The sequence below is a fragment of the Microcella sp. genome, assembly GCF_040286215.1.
GTDB lineage: Bacteria > Actinomycetota > Actinomycetes > Actinomycetales > Microbacteriaceae > Microcella.
In genome coordinates this window covers 216,241-235,638 of sequence record NZ_JAVKCK010000006.1, presented here as the reverse complement: position 1 = coordinate 235,638, position 19,398 = coordinate 216,241, and the positions used below count along the sequence as shown (strand labels likewise).

Here is a 19,398-nt window from a genome sequence, read left to right as displayed (position 1 = left end):
CTCGTAGACTGAACGCGTGGCTGACAGCGCTTCCGACGACACCGGCACGACGACCGCCGCGCCTCCCGTGGGCGGGCTGAGTCGCGACGAGGCTCGCGCCGAGGTCGGGGCGCTCACCACCCGCATTCTCGAGCTGCGCGACGCCTACTACGGCCGCGACACCGTGATCGAGGACGACGCCTCCTACGACGCGAAGCTGCAGCGGCTGGCGGAGATCGAACGCGAGTTTCCCGAACTGCAGAGTCAGGACAGCCCTACGCAGACCGTGGGCGGCCGCGCAGAATCGACGCTGTTCGCGCCCGTGACGCACGCCGAGCGCATGCTGAGCCTCGACAACGTGTTCACGGCCGAGGAGTTCGCGGCGTGGGCGGCGCGTGTCGAGCGCGACGCGAATCGGCCGATCCGCTGGCTGTGCGAGCTCAAGATCGACGGGCTGGCGCTCAACCTGCGCTACGAGCGCGGCGTGCTCGTCAGCGCGGCGACGCGCGGCGACGGGGTCGTGGGGGAGGACGTGACCGAGAACGCGCGGCTCGTGACGGTCATCCCGCACCGCCTCGTCGGTGGGGAGGGCCAGCCCGGCGGCGCTGCCGTCGTGCCCGACCTCGTGGAGGTGCGCGGCGAGGTGTTCATTCCGAAGGAGGCATTCGACGCGCTGAACGGCCTGCAACGCGAGGCGGGCGAGCGCGAGTTCGCGAACCCCCGCAACGCGGCCAGCGGCTCGCTGCGGCAGAAGGCGGAGGGCAAGAGCGCGGTCCAGCTCGCGCGCATGCACGATCGCCTGAGTCGATTGCGGATGCTCGTGCACGGCATCGGCGCCTGGCAGAGCCCTCCCGTGGCGGCGCAGAGCGAGATCTACGGTCTGCTGTCGAGTTGGGGGCTGCCGACGAGCGACCACTACCGCGTGCGCGACTCGGCAGAGAGCGCGGCCGAGTTCATCACCCACTATGGCGAGCACCGCAACAGCGTGGAGCACGAGATCGACGGCGTCGTCGTCAAGGTCGACGAACTCGCCCTGCACGACGAGCTCGGCGCGACGAGCCGCGCCCCGCGCTGGGCGATCGCCTACAAGTACCCACCCGAGCAGGTCAACACCACCTTGCTCGACATCGTCGTGAGCGTCGGCCGCACGGGCCGGGCGACGCCGTTCGCGGTCATGCAGAAGGTGCGGGTGGCCGGCAGCGAGGTGCGCCAGGCGACGCTGCACAACCAGGACGTCGTGAAGGCGAAGGGCGTGCTCATCGGCGACACGGTCGTGCTGCGCAAGGCGGGCGACGTGATTCCCGAGGTGCTGGGGCCGGTCGTCGAGCTGCGCGACGGCAGCGAGCGCGAGTTCGTCATGCCGACCCGCTGCCCCGAGTGCGGTACCGAGCTGCGGCCGGCGAAGGAGGGCGATGTCGACCTGCGCTGCCCGAACGCGCGCAGCTGCCCTGCCCAGGTGCGGGGTCGGGTGGAGCACATCGGCAGCCGCGGAGCGCTCGACATCGAGGGGCTCGGCGAGATCGGTGCGGCGGCGCTCACCCAGCCGGAGGTGCCGGCGACGCCGCCTCTCGAGACGGAGGCAGGGCTGTTCGCCCTCACGCTCAAGCACCTGCTGCCGATCGAGGTCATCGTCACCGACAGCGAGACGGGTCTGCCGAAGCTCGATGAGGACGGCGAGGCGCGACGGCGCACGCCGTTCCAGCGCACCGAGCAGCGGTATCCGCCCGAGGCGGAGAGGCTCGACGCGGCCGAGCGGCGCGCGCGGGGCATCCGCAAAGTGCCGGTGACGCTGCCGAGCGCGCTCGCCCTGCAGCTGCTCGACGAGGTGGAGAAGGCGAAGACGAAGCCGCTGTGGCGGATGCTCGTGGCCCTGTCGATCCGGCACGTCGGCCCGGTCGCCGCTCGGGCTCTCGCCGACCACTTCGGCTCTCTCGACGCAATCAGGGCGGCGACGGCGGAGGAGCTCGCGGCGGTCGACGGCGTGGGGCCCACGATCGCTGAAGCCCTGCTGGACTGGTTCGCCGTCGACTGGCACGTCGAGATCGTCGAGCAGTGGGCTGCGTCGGGCGTTCGGTGGTCGACACCGGGCCACCCCGGCCCGGGAGCCGCGGCAGCCGCCGGGGGGGTGCTCGCCGGTCTGACGGTCGTGGCGACCGGCACCCTCGACGGCTTCACGCGCGAGGGGGCGCAGGAAGCGATCATCGCCGCCGGCGGCAAGGCGGCGAGCAGCGTCAGCAAGAAGACCGACTTCGTGGCGGCGGGCCCCGGCGCGGGCTCGAAGCTCGCCAAGGCCGAGCAGCTGGGGCTGCGCATCATCGATGCGGCGCAGTTCGCGGTGCTCGTCACCGAGGGGCCGGAGGCGCTCGACGCGCGTGTTTCCGGGTCGGATGCGTGATGGCGGCTATGTAACGACCATATGAATGGTGAAGGTTTTTGCGCCTATGCCCCCCATTGGGGTCACTTTTCCCCTACCATGAAACCGCGCTGTCTACCCGTGTCTCGGGGACACGGGATTCGGCAGCGCGCGAGGGGATCGCAGTGCTGTTCGACGCGACGGCTGTACTTGTAGCCTCGCTGACTGTCGCAACGGTCGGCGGGCCCGTCGCCATGCCCGAAGTCTCCAGCGCCGCCTCGTCACCCTACTCCGCCCACGCCGGCTACGCGTTCTCCTCTCCCGAAGGAGACAGCGACAGTCGCTCGGCGTCGCACAACCCCCTGACCCCCGCCCCCGGGCGGGCGATCGACCTGCCCACCAGTCTGGTTCAGCGGTCTGCCCCGACCGTCGTCGCTCCCGCGCTTCCCCTCGCGGCCGAGCAGTTGGCGACGTTCTCGGGCTCGTCGCTTCTGCATGGCCTCTCGGCGCTCCCCCCGGCTGCCGCGGCCGACTTCGTGACCTCGCACCCCCACGCGGTTCACGAGCTCCTGAGCGCGCCTCCTGCGGCGCACCAGGTAACCAGCTGGTGGGCGGGCCTCGATTCCACCGCGCAGCGCTCGCTCCTGGCGGCGGCCCCCGAGGTCGTCGGCAACCTGGACGGCGTGCCGTTCGCCGTGCGCAATCAGGCGAATCGGGCGCTCCTGAAGTCGACGATTCGCGAGCTGGAGCTCGAGGCCGATGCCGCGATCGGCCGTGCCGTGGCGACGCAGAATCTGCACCGTCTCGAGATGCTCTACGAGGTGGTGGATGCTCTGGGCCCGGCCACCGCGAACCCGCCCCGCTCGCTACTCAACCTCGACACGCACGGCCAGGGGAAGGCCGCGGTCGTGCTCGGCGACCTCCAGACGGCCGACTACGTGAGCTACATGATCCCCGGCATGCTCGTGACGGTCGCGGGCGACATCGTCGGGTGGACCGGGTTCGGGGCCCGTCTCTACGACGACCAGACGTCGTGGCTCGCACTGCTCGCCGAGGCGGGAGCCGCGACGGAGGAGGAGACCGTCGCGACGGTCGCGTGGATCGGCTACCAGACGCCGAGCCTCATGAATGTCGGCAGCATGGATCTCGCCTACAAGGGTCGGGATGCGATCGCTGCCGCGATCGACGGCCTGCAGACCCTGCGGGCGGATGACCCGCCCTTCATCTCCCTGCTGACCCACTCGTACGGCTCCACGGCGGCCCTGCTGGCGCTGGCGGACGACACCACCGTCGACGCGCTCGCGATGGTCGGCTCGCCGGGTTCGCCCGCGCAGAGCGTCGACGAGCTGAATGTGCGCGGCGATGTCTTCGTCGGCGAGGCGGCGTGGGATCCGATTCCGAACAGCGCGTTCTTCGGCTCCGACCCGGGGGCGCCGTCGTACGGCGCTCGAGTGATGAGCGTTCTCGGCTCGGTCGACGTCATCACGAACGAGGTGCTCGCGGGCTCTGCCGGGCACAACGAGTACTGGGTGCCGGGCACCGAGTCGATGCGCAACCTCTCCCTCATCGCGATCGACAAGGGCGAGTTGGTGACGGACGGCTCGGCGCTCGACGCGGGCCGCACCCTCGCCATGCTGCGCTGAGCCGCTGACCCGAGGCGGCCGGCATCGGGTCGCTGACCCGATGCGGAAGGTGTCGGCGGCCTGACAGGCAGACCTGACGGTCTGCTGTTTGCCTGACGCACGCCGGTGTTAGGTTGACCGCGGAGGGCCATGATCAGACGCAGCAGGTTCGGCATCGTCGCCGCGGCGGCGGTGTTCGGCGTCGCCGCTCTCGGCGGGTGCACCCTCCAGACGCCGTCGGCGGTGGAGGACGAGGAGGCGCGCGAGCGTTTCGTGGCACTTCTTGACGACACCCAGGCGGCGGCGGGCGGCTCGTGGTCGGTGCGGGACGACCCGACCCCTCGGCAGTGCGTCATTCCGCTGTGGGTGTCGGGCGAGCGCTTCCCGGCCTTGCGCCTGGCTGACGGTCCTGCCTCGCCGACGCGCGCGGCCGACCGGGTGGAGGAGGCGTGGCGCGAGCAGGGCCTGGAGGTGACCGTCATGGAGGTGTCGAACGTCATCGAGCTGAAGGGCGAGTCGACGGTGGGGGAGCTGCTGCTGTTCCGTGCGAGCGACAGCGCGATGACGCTCACGGGCGAGAGCGAGTGCCGCCCGGTCGCGTGAGCCCCGTCGGGGTGGAGCACCCGTCTCAGTAGACTGGGGGCATCCCCACCCGCCTGCTACGCCCGTTTCGGAGTTCCATGTCTGAGATCACGCCCGAGCGCGTCGCGCATCTGGCTTCACTGGCCCGCATCGCCCTCACCGACGACGAGATCGAGCAGTTGACGGGTGAACTCGGCGCGATCGTCGACGCGGTCGCGACCGTGCAGCGCGTGGCGACGCCGGAGGTGCCGGCGACGAGCCACCCGATTCCGTTGACGGGCGGTATGCGCCCCGACGAGGTCGGTGTGACGCTCACGACGGAGCAGGCACTCGCGGGCGCGCCCGACCACGACGGCAGCCGTTTCCGCGTGACGGCGATCCTCGGCGAAGAGCAGTAGGGGCCCCGATCATGACCGATCTCACACGCCTGTCTGCTGCTGACCTGGCGACGCGGCTCGCCGCGGGGGAGGTGTCGAGCGTCGAGGTGACGCAGGCGCACCTGGATCGCATCGCGGCGGTCGACGGTGACGTGCACGCGTTCCTGCACGTGAGCGCCGACGCTCTCGAGACGGCGGCGGCGGTCGACACCGACCGGGCCGCGGGTGCACCTCTCGGCGAGCTGGCCGGGGTGCCGATCGCCATCAAGGATGTGCTGTGCACGCTGGATATGCCAAGCACCTCGGGCTCGCGCATCCTCGAAGGATGGGTGCCGCCGTACGACGCAACGGTCGTGGCCCGGCTACGCGCGGCGCGGCTGGTTCCGCTCGGCAAGACGAACATGGACGAATTCGCGATGGGCTCGTCGACGGAGCATTCGGCGTTCGGGCCGACGAGAAACCCGTGGGCGCTCGACCGCATCCCCGGTGGTTCGGGCGGCGGCTCGGCGGCGGCGGTGTCGGCGTTCGAGGCGCCGATCGCGCTGGGCAGCGACACGGGCGGTTCGATTCGCCAGCCGGCGGCGGTCACCGGTTCGGTGGGCGTGAAGCCGACGTACGGCGGCGTGAGCCGTTACGGCGCGATCGCGCTCGCATCCTCGCTCGATCAGGTCGGGCCGGTGTCGCGCTCAGTACTGGATGCGGCGCTCGTGCACGACGTGATCGGCGGGCACGACCCTCGCGATGCGACCTCGATCCCGGACGCGTGGCCGTCGATGGCGGCGGCGGCACGTGCCGGCCAGTCGGGCGAGGCGTTAGCGGGCGTGCGTGTCGGCGTCGTGAAGGAGCTCGATGGCGACGGCGAGGGCTTCCAGGCGGGCGTGCGGCAGCGGTTCACGGAGACTCTCGATCTCATGGCGGCGGCGGGTGCCGAGATCGTCGAGGTGAGTGCGCCGAATTTCGAGTACGCGATCGCGGCGTACTACCTGATCCTGCCCGCGGAGGCGTCGAGCAACCTCGCCAAGTTCGACTCGGTGCGCTTCGGTCTGCGCCGCGAGGTCGCGGGCGGCACGGTCGAGGATGTCATGGCGGCGACGCGCGAGGCCGGCTTCGGCCCCGAGGTGAAGCGTCGCATCATCCTCGGCACCTACGCGCTGTCGGCGGGCTACTACGACGCCTACTACGGCAGTGCGCAGAAGGTGCGCACACTCATCCAGCGCGACTTCGCGTCGTGCTTCGAGCAGGCCGACGTTCTGGTCTCGCCGTCGGCGCCGACGACGGCGTTCCGCTTCGGCGAGAAGCTGGCTGATCCGCTGGCGATGTACCTCAACGACGTGACGACGATTCCGGCGAACCTCGCGGGCGTGCCCGGTATGGGTCTGCCGATGGGTCTCGCACCCGAGGACGGCCTGCCGGTGGGACTGCAAATCATGGCCCCCGCGCGCGAGGATGCTCGCCTGTACACGGTCGGTGCGGCGGTCGAGCAGCTGCTCGAGGCGAACTGGGGCGGCCCGCTCTGGACCCAGGCGCCAGCGCTGGGCTGACCCCGGTTCTCGCTCTGGTCTCGCCTGGTCCACGGGTACGCGAGCACGCCCCCACGTGAGCACGTCCCCACCCGAGCGCACGGCTACCCGGCGCGGGCGCGGAGGGCGCGGTCGACGACTCGGCTCTTGCTGGGGGCGGGGATGGGTCTGCGGTCGGGGTCGAGCGATCGCGGTGGCACGACGGCCAGCACTCCGTGTTCGCGGGTGATTCCCCACCCGTTGTTGTGCAGCAGCAGGTGGTGATGTCGGCAGAGCAGCACTCCGTTGTCGACGTCGGTCGGCCCGCCTCCTGACCACGGAATGATGTGATGGGCTTCTGCCCAGGAGGGCGGTCGATCGCAGCCGGGAAAGCGGCACCCGCCGTCGCGAGCGGCGAGGGCGAGCCGCTGGCGGTGGCTGAAGCGGCGCATCGAGCGCCCCAGGGTGAGGACGTCGCCGGCGTCGTTGACGACGATGGGGGTGACGCCGGCCTCGCAGACGTAGCGTTCGGCGGTGGCGATGCTGACGGGCTCGTTCTGCCCTTCGATGCGGGCGAGCCCGCGGTCGGCACGCAGGTCGCGCTCGGCGACGATGACCTGCACGGCGGGTGGTCGCGCCCCGAGCAACTCGGTGGGCGAGGCGGCTCCACCGAGGCGGATCAGCTCGACAAGCGTGTCGGCGGCGATCTGCTCGGTCGAACGCGGGTCCTCGGCCAAGCGCTCTGCACGATCGACACCCTCACTGCTCACGAAGCGCGGCCCGCCGCGTCGCGGTGAGGTGGCAGCGTCGATCGCGGAGGTCACGAGCGCGGCGGATTCGGGGTCGAGCAGGCCCGAGACGCGGGTCATGCCGTCGGGCTGCTTCGAGAGGTAGAGGTACCGGCGGTCGCGCAGGGCCTGCTCGCGCTCGGTCGACCGACTCGCGTCGGCCTCGGCGTCGAGCTCGGCGCGCACATACCGGGCGCGGGCGGCGAGCTGCTCGACCGTGCACGTCGGGGCTTCGGCGACGAGCTGCTCAGCCGCAGCGGTCAACTGCTCGACCGTCACTCCGGTACCCGGGTTCTGGGCGTCAACACCCCGTGCCCCGTCGGGCTCGCCCAACCCGGCGCGGATCGCGTCGGCGGCGTCGAGCGACAGTCGGGCGTCGGAGACGGCTGCTGCGACGTTGGTCAGCCACGGCGTGGCCAGGGCTCCCGCACGCTGGTCGGCAGGGTCGGTGGCGTCGGGGGAGTCGAGCGCAGCATTCTCAGTAGGAGCCGAGGGAGGGGTCATGAGGGTGCCGACACGCACCATGGTGCCCGCCTCCCGCGCCGTCGAGCCGGTGAGGCGCTGAACGAGGCGTTCGGGGGTGCGGACTCCGAGGCGCTGGGCGAGGCCCTCGCCTCCGAGGTCGCGGCGGGAGCGGTGGGCGATCTCGGCGGCGAGAGTAGCGGCGGTCGCGTCGACGCGACGACGGATCTCGGCGAGGGTGCGCTGCCGCGCGATCAGCTCGTCGTCGGGCAGCGCGGAAACGCGCGGCGGCTCGAACGGGCGCGACACATCGACGAGCGATGCGTGCACTGCGTTCGAATCTGACATACCCCTATTCTCCCGAAGTATCGAACTGGTGTACAGGGGTTGAGGTAACCTCGTGGAGAAGAAGTCCTGATCGGCTCCTGTGGAGGAGCGGCCAGGACTGGACGGCAGCCTCGTGCCACACTCTCCCCATGCTCTTGTCGACCGTGCTGCGGCTGCTCATCGTCGCGGCCTACACGGTCATTCCGCTGGCGGGGGTGCTGGCCTTCGGCTGGGGGTGGCGCGAGATTCTCGCGCTCTACTGGTTCGAGAACATCGCGGTCGGGCTCGCCATGGTCGTGTATCTGCTGCGCTCGCGGCGGCGCGATGGGGTCGGGTCGGTCGGTCTTGCCGCGCTCTTCGTCGTCCACTTCGGCGTCTTCACGATTGTGCATGGCGCCCTGGTCGTCACGGTGGTCGCCGTGGTGTTCGGCCCGTTCTCGGCGGCGCCGATGGCCGGTACGGATGCTGCGCTCGACGGTCCCGGCATTCTCGGGGTCTTTGCCGTGGCGGCTGTGCTGCAGTTAGCCCTCGCCCTGCGCGGTCCGCTGCCGACGCTGGGCGGGTTCGCCCTCATGGTGAGCGTCTACCCGCGCATCATCGCGCTGCAGTTCACCGTCTTCCTGGTCGCGGTCGTCATCGCGGCGTCGGGCTGGCCACCTGTAGCGGCCGTTCTGCTGATCGCGATTCACGCCCTCGTCGATGCCGCGGCACTGGTGGTGAGGCGGAGGCGGAGGGCGAGCATCCGTCTCGATGCGCACGCGGGCCAGGCGGCCCGCCCCACCGCAACCGACGCCGCCACCCCGCCCCCGTAGGATTGACCGCATGGCGCGCGCAGAACTCATGGACTTCGACAAGGCACTGGAACTCTTCGAGCCGGTGCTCGGCTTCGAGGTGCACGTCGAGCTGAGCACCAAGACGAAGATGTTCTCCGACGCCCCCAACCCGGCGCTGAGCGACAACGACATCACCGACCCCAACACCGCGATCACGCCGGTCTGCCTGGGCCTCCCCGGCAGCCTGCCGGTCGTCAACGAGCAGGCCGTGCAGTTCGCGATCTCGCTGGGCCTCGCGCTGGGCTGCCAGATCGCCCCGAGCAGCACGTTCAGCCGCAAGAACTACTTCTACCCGGATCTGGCGAAGAACTACCAGATCAGCCAGTACGACGAGCCGATCGCGTTCGAGGGGGAGGTCGAGGTCGAGCTGGAGGACGGCACGCTCGTCGCCATCCCGATCGAGCGCGCCCACATGGAGGAGGATGCCGGCAAGCTCACGCACGTGGGCGGTTCGACGGGCCGCATCCAGGGCGCCGAGTCCTCGCTCGTCGACTACAACCGCGCGGGCGTGCCGCTGGTGGAGATTGTGACGAAGCCGATCTACGGCGCCGAGCACCGCGCGCCGGAGATCGCGAAGGCGTACGTGTCGACGATCCGCGACATGGTGCGGGCGCTGGGCATCAGCGAGGCGCGCATGGAGCGGGGCAACCTGCGCTGCGATGCGAACGTGTCGCTGCGCCCGCGCGGGCAGGTCGAGCTGGGCATCCGCACGGAGACCAAGAATGTGAACTCGTTCCGCTCTGTGGAGCGTGCGGTGCGCTACGAGATTCAGCGCCAGGCGGCGATCCTGGCGAAGGGCGGCTCGATTCAGCAGGAGACCCGCCACTGGCATGAGGATACGGGCGTGACGTCGGCGGGCCGCGTGAAGAGCGACGCCGACGACTACCGCTACTTTCCCGAGCCGGACCTGCTGCCCGTCGTGCCGACGCAGGCGCTCATCGACGCATTGCGGGATGCCCTGCCGGAGCCCCCCGCGGCTCGACGCCGCCGCCTGAAGGAGGAGTGGGGCTTCACCGATCTGGAGTTCCGCGACGTCGTGAACAGCGGCCTGCTCGTGGAGGTCACCGACACGGTTGCGGCGGGTGCGTCACCGCAGCAGGCCCGCAAGTGGTGGACGGGCGAGATCGCCCGCATCGCGAACGCTCGGGATGCCGAACCGGCGTCGCTCATCACCGCAGCCCACGTGGCCGAGATCGTGCAGCTCGTCGAGTCGGGTGCGCTCAACGACCGACTGGCCCGCCAGGCGCTCGAGGGTGTCATCGAGGGGGAGGGCACGCCGACCGAGGTCGTCGCGGCCCGAGGTCTCGAGGTCGTCTCGGATGACGGTGCTCTCATCGCCGCGGTGGATGCGGCGCTCGCGGAGCAGCCTGACGTGCTGGAGAAGATCCGCGACGGCAAGGTGCAGGCCGCCGGAGCCGTCATCGGCGCGGTCATGAAGTCAATGGGTGGCAAGGCCGATGCGGCGCGCGTGCGCGAGCTCGTCTTGGAGCGGGCTCAGACCTCCGGTTAGATCAGCCCATGTTCTTGCAGTGGCCGCAGCGAGGATAGCCGCCAGTGCCCGACATGCGGTTCTGCCGAGGGATCTGTTGTCCGCTCGGGCAATCGCTGTGGTCGTGGTAGACGTCCGGGTCGGACTGGTGACTCGAGTGGTATGCCGATGTCTTCATGACTATTCCTAACCGTGGTCGGCGAGCACTTTTCGCCTCTCCAACAGGATGCCTTGCACCACCGACATCGGCACTCCAGGTGCCCGTTTGGAGCAATGAACGTCAACGCGCCATGCCAAGAACAACGACGACGTGTCGCCGTGAACCGTACGTGGGAGCTTCGCCATGAGTTCACGTCGCTGCGAGATGGGTGCCGACGACGGGTAGACGGACCGGACCCGATCGGTGAAGATTCACTCCTCGATAGGCAGGGTTCAGAGCCTGAATTGGCGATCGAACCTAGCCGCCATAGGGCAATCAAGCGCAATTGGCCTATCAAGTAGGGGTCAGGTCTCGTCGATCCCACACGAGAGCTATGAGTCGGCTGGTGTTCGCGCTGCTCGCCTCAGGTCGATGCGGGGTCAAATATCCAACTTCGGAGATCGCGAGCCAATCCCAAACGGTCATCGCAATGTTGATACCTTGTCGCTAACCCGAGGTGAGATATGAGTCATGATGACAACCTGCGCCATCTGCGCAACAAGTTCAAGCGATCATCTCGCTATGCCAACTTCGGGTCTCTGATCGAGTCGGTTCAAGTTTCGGGTTTCCGGGGTGTCGACTCTCTGCAACTCGAGTTCACCTCTCCGATCCTGGCTCTTTCCGGGCTGAATGGAACTGGCAAGACATCCTTGGCTCAACTCCTGGCTGCTGCATACAGATCTCCTTCTGGTGGCTGGCCGCCTCGGTCATACGTCGTGAGCTGGTTCCCGGTGTCGGTGGTCGACCCGCGTCCGTTCACCGACGAAGCGCAGGTTCGCTACGAGTACGCGGATGAGGATGGTACACAACGCTTGACTGTGACTCGGGTCGTGGACAAGTGGTCTGGCTACAAGCGCCAGCCGGAGCGCGCGGTCTACTACGTAGGGATCAGTTACTTCCTTCCGAAGATCGAGAAGCGCGACTTCTCGGTTTACGGCGGCGCGCGGCTACAGAGGGGTCAGTCGCGGGCCATCACGGAGGTTGCGCGAAAGCAGTTGTCGTTCGTGATGGGCCTCGACTACGAAGAAGCAAATTTCACAGCGGTATCCATCCCGGGAAAATCTGGCGAACTCGCCATGGTCAAGCGTGGGCCGCAACGATACTCCGAGAACAACATGGGGTTCGGCGAGGCTCGGATGTTCTACGTGATCTCAACGATGGAGGCGGCCGCGAAGAACAGCCTCTTCATACTCGAGGAGCCAGAGACGTCTCTTCATGGTGAGGCCCAGCGGAGATTCGCCCAGTACCTGGTTGATGTAGTTGATCGTCGCGGGCATCAAGTCGTGATGACCACCCACAGCAGGGCGATCATGAGCGAACTCGGGCGTGAGTCGGTCGTGCTGCTCCGTCGTGAGACGACGGGATCGCTCACTGCCACTCCTGGTCTCAGCACTTACCAGATCGATTCCTACCTCAACAGTGGCGCCGGCACTGTCGCGACCATCTGCGTAGAGGATGAGTTCGCTGAAACTATGGTCCGCGAGATGTTGCGACACTTCGAGCCTGACCTGCTCTCTGGATTGGGCTTTGTAAACGCGGGAGATGTCGCGTCACTCGCTCCTGCTGTTCGGGTGCTGGCGTCGGCAGGCCGGCGTGTCGTAGCAATAAGCGACACTGATCAGACGCACGCTGGTGAGGGCGCTATTCATGCTCTCCCTGGCGATGACGTGCCCGAGAAGGTCGTCTTCAAACACGAGAGCGTGAAGTCATACTTCGCGCAGACATATGGCGTTCAGGTTGACGATACGCTCGCGGGCATCGCAAACCATCATGACTACGCGAGAGTCCTTGCCAAGGAGACGAATACGTCGGAAAAGATCGTTGAGATGGAGGCATGCCGCACTTGGGCCCAAGACTCGACGCAGGGCCACTTCGATGGTGTTATTGAGTTCATCAAGTCGGTCGTACTTGATCGTCGATAGCCATCACTGATCTCAGCTGATCGCGCGCTTTACCCCATCGCGCGGGTTGTTCCAACGCCTACCTCTTGCCGCGTTGGAGGCTAGTCGGTCGCCGGATCCCGCCAATCCTCCGGAACGACTATTCGGGCATCAATACCTGCGTGCTCCTTGAGCAAGAAGAGCAGCCCCGAACCATCGATCAGCTCTAGTGGCTTGTTCTTCGCGAACTCGAAGCTGGCCTTGCCGTAGCCGCTCGTGGTCACGAGGATGCCTTTGCTGCCGCCCTCGTTCTGAAGGGTTCCGAACAGGTCCCGAACAGCGCTGACGCCAACGACGTTCTTGTACCGCTTGGCCTGGATGACGATCTTGCCGCCGATGATCGGTCGCGGATCGAACGCAATTGCATCGACCCCTCCGTCTCGGGAGGCTCGGGTCTGCTTGGTGTCGAGCCCCATGCTGGCGAAGAGGTTCTGGACGAGAGACTCAAATTCGGTCGGCGACAGTTCCATCAGGTTCGGCCTGGTGTCTAGCGTGCTGAGCACATCGGCCTCGGTGACGAACCGTGCATCTGACATGTCCACGGACGCGATGGGTCGAACCGGCACCACCTCCGAGGGACTCCTCGACACTGTCGCTGAGAGGTGTCGAAGACAGGTCACCGGGTCGACGGCCGATAGATCGATTTCGTCGATCTCGCGTCGAGACGCCATCAGGCTGAGGAGCGTCGTTTCGCCGACTTGGCCCGTCGCCGGGTCCGGGGCGACTACATACAAGTTGACGACAGCCGTCTCAACAAGCTCATCGCCAGTGAGCACGAAGAATGCGTTGACCGTCGACAGCGCAACCTGCGCGAGAAAGCCCGAATAGAGCCTTCGAACGTCAGCATCAGTTCGGTTGGAGTATCGGATCTCGCCCGTGGTCTTGAGCTGTCGAACTGACTTCTCGCGGGGGACAATCGAAACGTTCGGCACCTCGACCTCGAGCACCGCCCGCTTGGATTCAAACGAGATAGAAGCGCGCAGACGATCCCTCGGCAAGTTCCTCTTTAAGTACTCGGCTACGAGTAGCTTGCTGTACTCCCACTGCGACTCGCGATCTCCCTCGCTAGCCGCATTCCGCAGTTGGAGCGCTCGCAGGTTGTATTCGTCGGCGGCACGTTTTCGAGCCTCGATGGCGGCATCGAACTGCTCAATCTCCTTGCCGCGCAGTTCGATCTGATTCTTCCAGTGGGCTTGATGCGTGTTCCACGCACGCATCAGGCGCTCGTTTCGCTCGTACTCGCGCGACCGACGCTTGCGACTGTAGACACCCCAGAACGTGCTTGCCCACGCGCCCAGATGGGGCAACTCATCAAAGCGGGGCATTGCAATAGGTCTCGGTCGACCTCGCAGTGCCCGTGCGGATAGCACCAGGGTCGGCGTCCAACCGACGAGCAGACTCGCCGAGCGCAATCCATCTCGGAGGTGGTCGGTCACGGCCTGAATTCGCTCTTCGAGTTCCTCTGCTTCGAAAAAGTCGTCGACACCGGGACTTGTCACGGATTCATCATCTCCCGTAGTTGTGGATTGACCCAACCCACAACCCGTCGCGGGCGCGGGTCATGCCGACGTACAACTCCCGCCGCTCGATCTCACGGCGCTCGCGCGCCCCATCGTCGAGACCCTCGACCGCCGGCGCGAGCAACTCGCCGACCACGCGCCCGAGCAGCACGTGCTTGAACTCGAGACCCTTTGCACGCTTGATCGTGCCGACCTTCACAAGCGGGGCCGTCGACCCCGAGTAGGTCGTCAACTCGACCACGCCGAACCCGGCTACGCGCAGCGCGTTGGCGAGAGCCTGGGCATCCCGATTCGTGGCGGTCAGCACGCCGATGTCGCCGGCATCGACTCCCGACGCCGCAAGCGTCCGCACGTGGGCGACGAGGGCGGCATCGTGCGCGGCGTGCGACGAGAAGGACGACAGCACGGGGGAGGGGCCGGTGCGGGGGACAGCGAGCGCGGCATCCGCCCGGCCCGGCCCGCCCTCGATGTCGACGAACTCGTCACCCTCTACAATCTGCGCCGCGAACGACGCGATCTCGCGGGTGTTGCGATAGTTCGTCGACATGACGACACCGCGACCGGCGACCGAGATGCCCGCCTCCGACAGCGAGTAGCCGCCCGTGTAGATGGTCTGCTGGCCGTCGCCAATCAACGTCAGGCCGTCGGGGCGGTCGCCGACTAGGGCGTGCAGCATGCGCAGCATGACGCACGACAGGTCTTGCGCCTCATCGATCACGACGGCGCTGATGCCCTCGAGCGGGCGCTCGCGCAGGGAGGCCTCGGCGTGCAGGATCACGTCCTCGAAGTCGACCACTCCCGCGGCGCGCAAGTTCTGCTCGTACTGCAGGTAAAGCCGCCACACCTCGCGGCGCTGGTCGACGCCCAGTCGTCGGCGCCGCCCGCTGCGGGCCAGGTCGGCGTACTGCTCGAAGCTCGTCAGCCCGCGGCCCTTGATGACCTTGAGCAGCTCGTCCTGCCAGTACTTGCTGTTGGCGTCGATCGCACCGAGCGGACCGGTGCGACCGACGACCGCCCACGCGCGGTTGAACGCCTGCGTCGCCTCCGGCAGCTTGAGCTCGACCCGGTGCCCGCGCTCGCGCAGCACCCGCATGGCGAACTGGTGGATGCCCGTGAACTCCACGCGGTCGGCGACCTCCGGCGCGAGCCGCTGCAGCAGCGTCGAGAGCACGTCGGGCAGCGTGCGCACATATGTCGTCACGATGACGCGCCCCGTCGTGCCGCGCGCCAGGTACGCAGCCCGGTGCAACCCGACGACGGTCTTGCCCGTGCCGGCGGCCCCGCGAATCCTCGCCGGGCCCGAGAAGCTGCGTCGCACGAGCTTCGCCTGATCGGGGTGCAGGAAGGCCATCCACTCCTCGATCGGGGCGGCGAGCATCCCCGCCAGGAACGTATCGGCCACCTCGTCGACCGTCAGCAGCGCGGGCTCCTCGATCACCGGGTCGGGAACGCTCAGATCAAGCGGCACGGCCTCCTCGCCGAGCGGCGGAAAGTGCGCCATGACCGCGCCCAGCACGGCATGCTGCTGGCGCTCCGTCAGGCGGCGCCCGAACCCATTGATGAACGCGGATGCTCGCCTCTCGCCGACCACCACCAGGCCGCCCAGGCTCGAGAGCGCTACCGCCTCCATCGCGGAACCGGCGAGCACCACGACCACGCGCACCTCACCCGGAGCGAGCCCCAACTCGGCGAGCACCGCCTCGGTGCCCACGCCCACATCGGCGAGCCCCGCCAGGTCGTCAGTGACGTCCGCCTGGCCGCGGAAGAGCCGCCCGCCCGCGACGGTCACATCGCGCCAGCCCTTCGTGTCCACGATGAAGACGCCGCCCGGCCCGACGAGCACGTGGTCGATCTGGGCGCGGCTGCCGCGGCGGGCGCCCGGCCAGCCGCGGTCGTGCAGGAACGTGAAGCCGCACGCGCTCAACGGCGCGAGCGTGCCGGCCACTTGCCGCTCGGTGCGGTGGGCGATCAGCCACCGCGCCGCGGCGTCTCGGGCCGCAGCCGCACGCTGGTCGTGAGCGTCGGCGAGCGCGACGAGTCGGTGGGCTTCGACCCCCGCCGACCTGCCTGCCTCGCTCATGCTGCCCCCGATTGCCGCCCCCGTTGCCGCCGGGTGTCGCCGAAGCGTCGAACCCGAGCCTCGCTCCAGTCTGTCGGCTGCGCGGCGGCAGCGGCACCCCCTGAGGTGGGGGCGCGCCTGCTACCGTCACCGCATGACCTTCGCGAATGTCGGAACCTTCGGAGCGACTCCCGGCCATCGGGAATCTCTCGTCGACATCCTCACCCGGCGCAATGCCGCGCTTGCGGGCGCCGGATGCCTGCTCTACGAGGTCGGCGTGAACGAGAGCGAGCCCAACACCGTCTTCGTCGTCGAGCTGTGGCAGAGCGCCGAGCAACATGCCGCGTCGCTGCAGCTGCCCGAGGTGCAGGCTGCGATCGCCGAGGCGCGCCCGATGCTGTCGGGCCAAATGGGCGGGTACCGGTTCGAGGTCGCGGGGTCACCGCTGCGGGACGACCTGGGCTGAAGGTCCGGACCGCCCGGCAGCCCGCCAAACGGGCGGGCGCCACGCTCAGTGCCGTGCGGCGCTACCACCGGCTCGGGCTATACCGTCCCGTGCTCGGTCCCTAGCTTGGCCCGCAGGGTTCGCACCATGCGCACCGCTGGGGCTTTCTCTTCGGGCGAATATCGACGTGCAGTCAGCTTCCCAGATCCCTGAATTGACACCATGACTCCATCCTCGTTTCCGACGTCAGGAGTCTCCACCAAACTCAGGGCGCTTCAGGGTACGTGCTGGTTCATGGCTTGGTGAATCCCGAGTAGCGAACGCCGGTGAGCTTGGCCATCCTGTCGTCCCAGCTGGCGAGGTCGTTCTTGGTGAACTTGCCAAGGTGGTCGTGCCCACACGCCCGGGCCATGACCTGCATGAGCTCCGTCGATGCCCCAAAGAATGTGGCGAGACGCTGGCTCGCCGCCTCCACATCGAGACGAGCACGCAGTTCAGGCTTCTGCGTGGCGATACCGGCCGGGCAGTTGTTTGAATTGCACATTCGTGCAGCGACGCAGCCGACTGCTTGCATGGCCGAGTTCGACACCGCGACTCCGTCTGCGCCGAGAGCCATGGCTTTGACAAAGTCGATCGGCACACGCAGACCGCCGGTAATGATGAGCGTGACCCGTCCGCTTGCTCCGCGTTCATCGAGGAATCGACGGGCGCGAGCCAAGGCGGGAATCGTGGGGACACTGATGTGATCACGGAACATCGCCGGAGCCGCTCCAGTTCCACCGCCACGACCATCGAGGATGATGTAGTCGACACCAGCATCGAGAGCGAAACCCATGTCAGCTTCGATGTGGTTTGCGCTCAGCTTCATACCGATGGGGATACCGCCGGTGACCTCGCGGACCCGATCACCAAACCGACGGAAGTCGTCGATTGAATCCAGGTCGGTGAACGTCGATGGCGAAATTGCTGATTCGCCTTCCGGGATCTGTCGAACTTCGGAGATCTTGCCAATGTTCTTCGAACCCGGAAGATGACCGCCTGTTCCCGTCTTGGCACCCTGACCACCCTTGAAGTGGAACGCCTGCACGAGCGGAAGTAGATCTTCGCGGTAACCGAACTTCGAACTTGCAAGCTCGTAGAAGTAGCGGGAGTTGGCTGCTTGTTCTTCTGGGAGCATGCCGCCCTCGCCCGAACAGATTCCGGTGCCGGCGAGTTCGGCGCCCTTCGCCAACGAGACCTTTGCTTCTTCCGAGAGCGCACCGAAGCTCATGTCGGAAACGAACAACGGAATCTCGAGTCGAAGCGGCTTGTCAGCCTCCGGGCCCATGATCAGCTCGGTGGCGACGTCGACGTCTTCGAGCAGCGGTTTGGTCGCCATTTGGGCGGCCATAATCTGCAGATCGTCCCAATGAGGCAGATCCTTGCGGGGCACACCCATCGAGGTCATCGGGCCGTGATGGCCGACTTTCGAGAGCCCGTCGCGAGCGAGTTCATGAATGAACGCCACGGTTGGCTCTTCTGGAGTGGCCCGAGCGACGGGACTGCCCGAGTCGCTTCGAGCAACTGGCGTTTCTACCGGGTCTCCGCCTGTGCCGTCGGTGCCGACCTGATCGGCCGTGAACTGGGTGTGGGTGCCATCACAATTCGGTGCGCTGCCAGTGCGCTTACAGACGCACAGGTATGCCTCACGGTCAGCGTCGGGCGTAAAGGCGACAGGCGTGAACTCAGTTCCCGCGTGGGAACCGTCACAAAACGGCTGGTTCTTCGATTGGCCGCACGCACACCAGTGATATTCATGACCCGCCTTCACATCGACAGCCTTCGGTGAGTTGTCAGCAATGATCGGTTGAGACATGGTGGATCCTCAGAGTTGTGTACGGGGTCACGAGCGTTGTTGTGAGGTGGTCAGCCGACGAAGCTGGAGATCGCGGCACTGATGATTTCGGTAGTGTTCGGCTCATCCTCGGATGGGATCGTGGCGAGGACGGTGCCGTTCTCGAGATCGATGATCTGAGCGAGCATTCCCATCTCGCCGTCGATCCATGAAACGAGGAAAACGTCTGGACGTAGCTCTCGCATCTGCACTGGTTCGCGCAACTCTCCCCGACGAGGACTCATGGTGACGCGAATGTTGCCTTCGAACCTATTGCTGAAGTCCCAGCCGTTGTCGTAGGTGTAGCTAAGGGTCTTCCCATCGAAGCGAGCGATCGGATCAGATTGAGTCACGGGTTACCTCCGTGGCGAGAAAGATTGAGCTAAAGTACATGATGTAGCTAAAGCTACAGATTGTAGTCTAAAACCGCAACGTGGAATCGGAGGCCAGATGGCGAACCCGACGACGCACCAAGGCGAGAACCCCCGCACCACCAGGGTGCGCCAAGTGATCCTCGACGCTGCCGTCAATCTGCTCGTCGGGCATGGGGCGAGTGAAGTGACCGCAATGCGTATCGCCCAAGAGACGGGTGTCGCACGGACAACGATCTACCGCCACTGGCCAGACCAATCCAGCCTGCTACTCGACACAGTCGACTCGGTGGTCTCGCCGCACGCGCCCACGACCGTCACCGATGATCTTGAAGCCGACCTCGCCGGGGCGCTCTCCAGCCTCCGTGCCCGAATGGCCAAGCGACCATTTCGGCAACTCTTCGCTGCACTCCTCACCTACGCCAACCAAGACCAAACGTTTGTCCCCGCCCAACAGCGTTTCGTGAACGGTGTACTCCAACCGATTCACGACATCCTCACCGCCGCCGTGGATCGGGGCGAACTCTCCCCCTCGATCGACGTTGACGAAGCCTGCGCAACCCTTGCGGGCCCGCTGTTCCACCAACACGTCATGCTCCGAGAGCGCATCACCGACGACCTCATCACCAGCACGGTCGAACGGTTCCTCGCCCACGAACACCCCTCAGCCCTGAAGTGAC

The 19,398-nt window shown here is 67.0% G+C and carries 15 protein-coding genes; 10 read left to right on the top strand and 5 right to left on the bottom strand.

Annotation, left to right across the window (positions count from 1 at the left end; all coding sequences use genetic code 11):
• Positions 1–16 precede the first annotated feature (16 nt).
• The 5 genes from ligA to gatA all read left to right on the top strand — a co-directional run bounded on the left by ligA (position 17) and on the right by gatA (position 6,454).
• On the top strand, positions 17–2,374 hold the full coding sequence (gene ligA, locus RJQ01_RS03505; RefSeq protein WP_502885217.1) for an NAD-dependent DNA ligase LigA: 2,358 nt from the start codon (positions 17–19) through the stop codon (positions 2,372–2,374).
• 143 nt (positions 2,375–2,517) lie between these two features.
• Positions 2,518–3,975, top strand: a complete 1,458-nt coding sequence (locus RJQ01_RS03500) for an alpha/beta hydrolase (protein WP_350475327.1) — start codon at positions 2,518–2,520, stop codon at positions 3,973–3,975.
• A 129-nt stretch (positions 3,976–4,104) separates the two neighbouring features.
• The gene (locus tag RJQ01_RS03495; protein ID WP_350475326.1) at positions 4,105–4,557 is read left to right on the top strand and encodes a hypothetical protein; all 453 of its coding nucleotides are present in this window, start codon (positions 4,105–4,107) and stop codon (positions 4,555–4,557) included.
• A 77-nt stretch (positions 4,558–4,634) separates the two neighbouring features.
• The gene (gene gatC / locus RJQ01_RS03490) at positions 4,635–4,934 is read left to right on the top strand and encodes an Asp-tRNA(Asn)/Glu-tRNA(Gln) amidotransferase subunit GatC (RefSeq protein ID WP_350475325.1); all 300 of its coding nucleotides are present in this window, start codon (positions 4,635–4,637) and stop codon (positions 4,932–4,934) included.
• Between the two features lie 11 nt (positions 4,935–4,945).
• Positions 4,946–6,454, top strand: coding sequence for an Asp-tRNA(Asn)/Glu-tRNA(Gln) amidotransferase subunit GatA (gene gatA, locus RJQ01_RS03485; protein ID WP_350475324.1), 1,509 nt, complete (start codon positions 4,946–4,948; stop codon positions 6,452–6,454).
• Positions 6,455–6,537: 83 nt separating this feature from the next.
• On the opposite strand, the gene RJQ01_RS03480 is transcribed toward gatA, so the two are convergent.
• Positions 6,538–8,010 (bottom strand): HNH endonuclease signature motif containing protein, encoded by a 1,473-nt coding sequence (locus RJQ01_RS03480; protein ID WP_350475323.1) that lies wholly within the window; start codon positions 8,008–8,010, stop codon positions 6,538–6,540.
• A gap of 128 nt (positions 8,011–8,138) precedes the next feature.
• On the opposite strand from RJQ01_RS03480, the gene RJQ01_RS03475 reads away from it, so the two are divergent.
• From RJQ01_RS03475 to RJQ01_RS03465, 3 genes are all read left to right on the top strand, one after another.
• Positions 8,139–8,801 carry a DUF6498-containing protein gene (locus RJQ01_RS03475; protein ID WP_350475322.1) on the top strand — a complete coding sequence of 221 codons (663 nt, stop codon included), beginning with the start codon at positions 8,139–8,141 and terminating at the stop codon, positions 8,799–8,801.
• Between the two features lie 10 nt (positions 8,802–8,811).
• The gene (gene gatB, locus RJQ01_RS03470) at positions 8,812–10,332 is read left to right on the top strand and encodes an Asp-tRNA(Asn)/Glu-tRNA(Gln) amidotransferase subunit GatB (protein ID WP_350475321.1); all 1,521 of its coding nucleotides are present in this window, start codon (positions 8,812–8,814) and stop codon (positions 10,330–10,332) included.
• 642 nt (positions 10,333–10,974) lie between these two features.
• Positions 10,975–12,432 (top strand): ATP-dependent nuclease, encoded by a 1,458-nt coding sequence (locus RJQ01_RS03465; RefSeq protein WP_350475320.1) that lies wholly within the window; start codon positions 10,975–10,977, stop codon positions 12,430–12,432.
• Positions 12,433–12,512: 80 nt separating this feature from the next.
• On the opposite strand, the gene RJQ01_RS03460 is transcribed toward RJQ01_RS03465, so the two are convergent.
• Entirely contained in the window at positions 12,513–13,949 is a 1,437-nt protein-coding gene (locus RJQ01_RS03460) for a restriction endonuclease (RefSeq protein ID WP_350475319.1), read from the bottom strand.
• Positions 13,950–13,956: 7 nt separating this feature from the next.
• On the bottom strand, positions 13,957–16,050 hold the full coding sequence (locus tag RJQ01_RS03455; RefSeq protein ID WP_350475318.1) for a nuclease-related domain-containing DEAD/DEAH box helicase: 2,094 nt from the start codon (positions 16,048–16,050) through the stop codon (positions 13,957–13,959).
• A 133-nt stretch (positions 16,051–16,183) separates the two neighbouring features.
• Between RJQ01_RS03455 and RJQ01_RS03450 the strand changes: the two genes are divergently transcribed.
• Positions 16,184–16,495 (top strand): putative quinol monooxygenase, encoded by a 312-nt coding sequence (locus tag RJQ01_RS03450; RefSeq protein ID WP_350475316.1) that lies wholly within the window; start codon positions 16,184–16,186, stop codon positions 16,493–16,495.
• Positions 16,496–16,766: 271 nt separating this feature from the next.
• On the opposite strand, the gene RJQ01_RS03445 is transcribed toward RJQ01_RS03450, so the two are convergent.
• Both RJQ01_RS03445 and RJQ01_RS03440 read right to left on the bottom strand, forming a co-directional pair.
• Positions 16,767–18,329: a glutamate synthase-related protein gene (locus RJQ01_RS03445; protein WP_350475315.1), complete on the bottom strand. Its 1,563-nt coding sequence runs from the start codon at positions 18,327–18,329 to the stop codon at positions 16,767–16,769.
• A 50-nt stretch (positions 18,330–18,379) separates the two neighbouring features.
• On the bottom strand, positions 18,380–18,700 hold the full coding sequence (locus RJQ01_RS03440; protein ID WP_350475314.1) for a MoaF N-terminal domain-containing protein: 321 nt from the start codon (positions 18,698–18,700) through the stop codon (positions 18,380–18,382).
• A gap of 97 nt (positions 18,701–18,797) precedes the next feature.
• Between RJQ01_RS03440 and RJQ01_RS03435 the strand changes: the two genes are divergently transcribed.
• A complete protein-coding gene (locus RJQ01_RS03435; protein ID WP_350475313.1) occupies positions 18,798–19,397 on the top strand; it encodes a TetR/AcrR family transcriptional regulator in 600 nt (199 codons plus the stop codon).
• Position 19,398 lies beyond the last annotated feature (1 nt).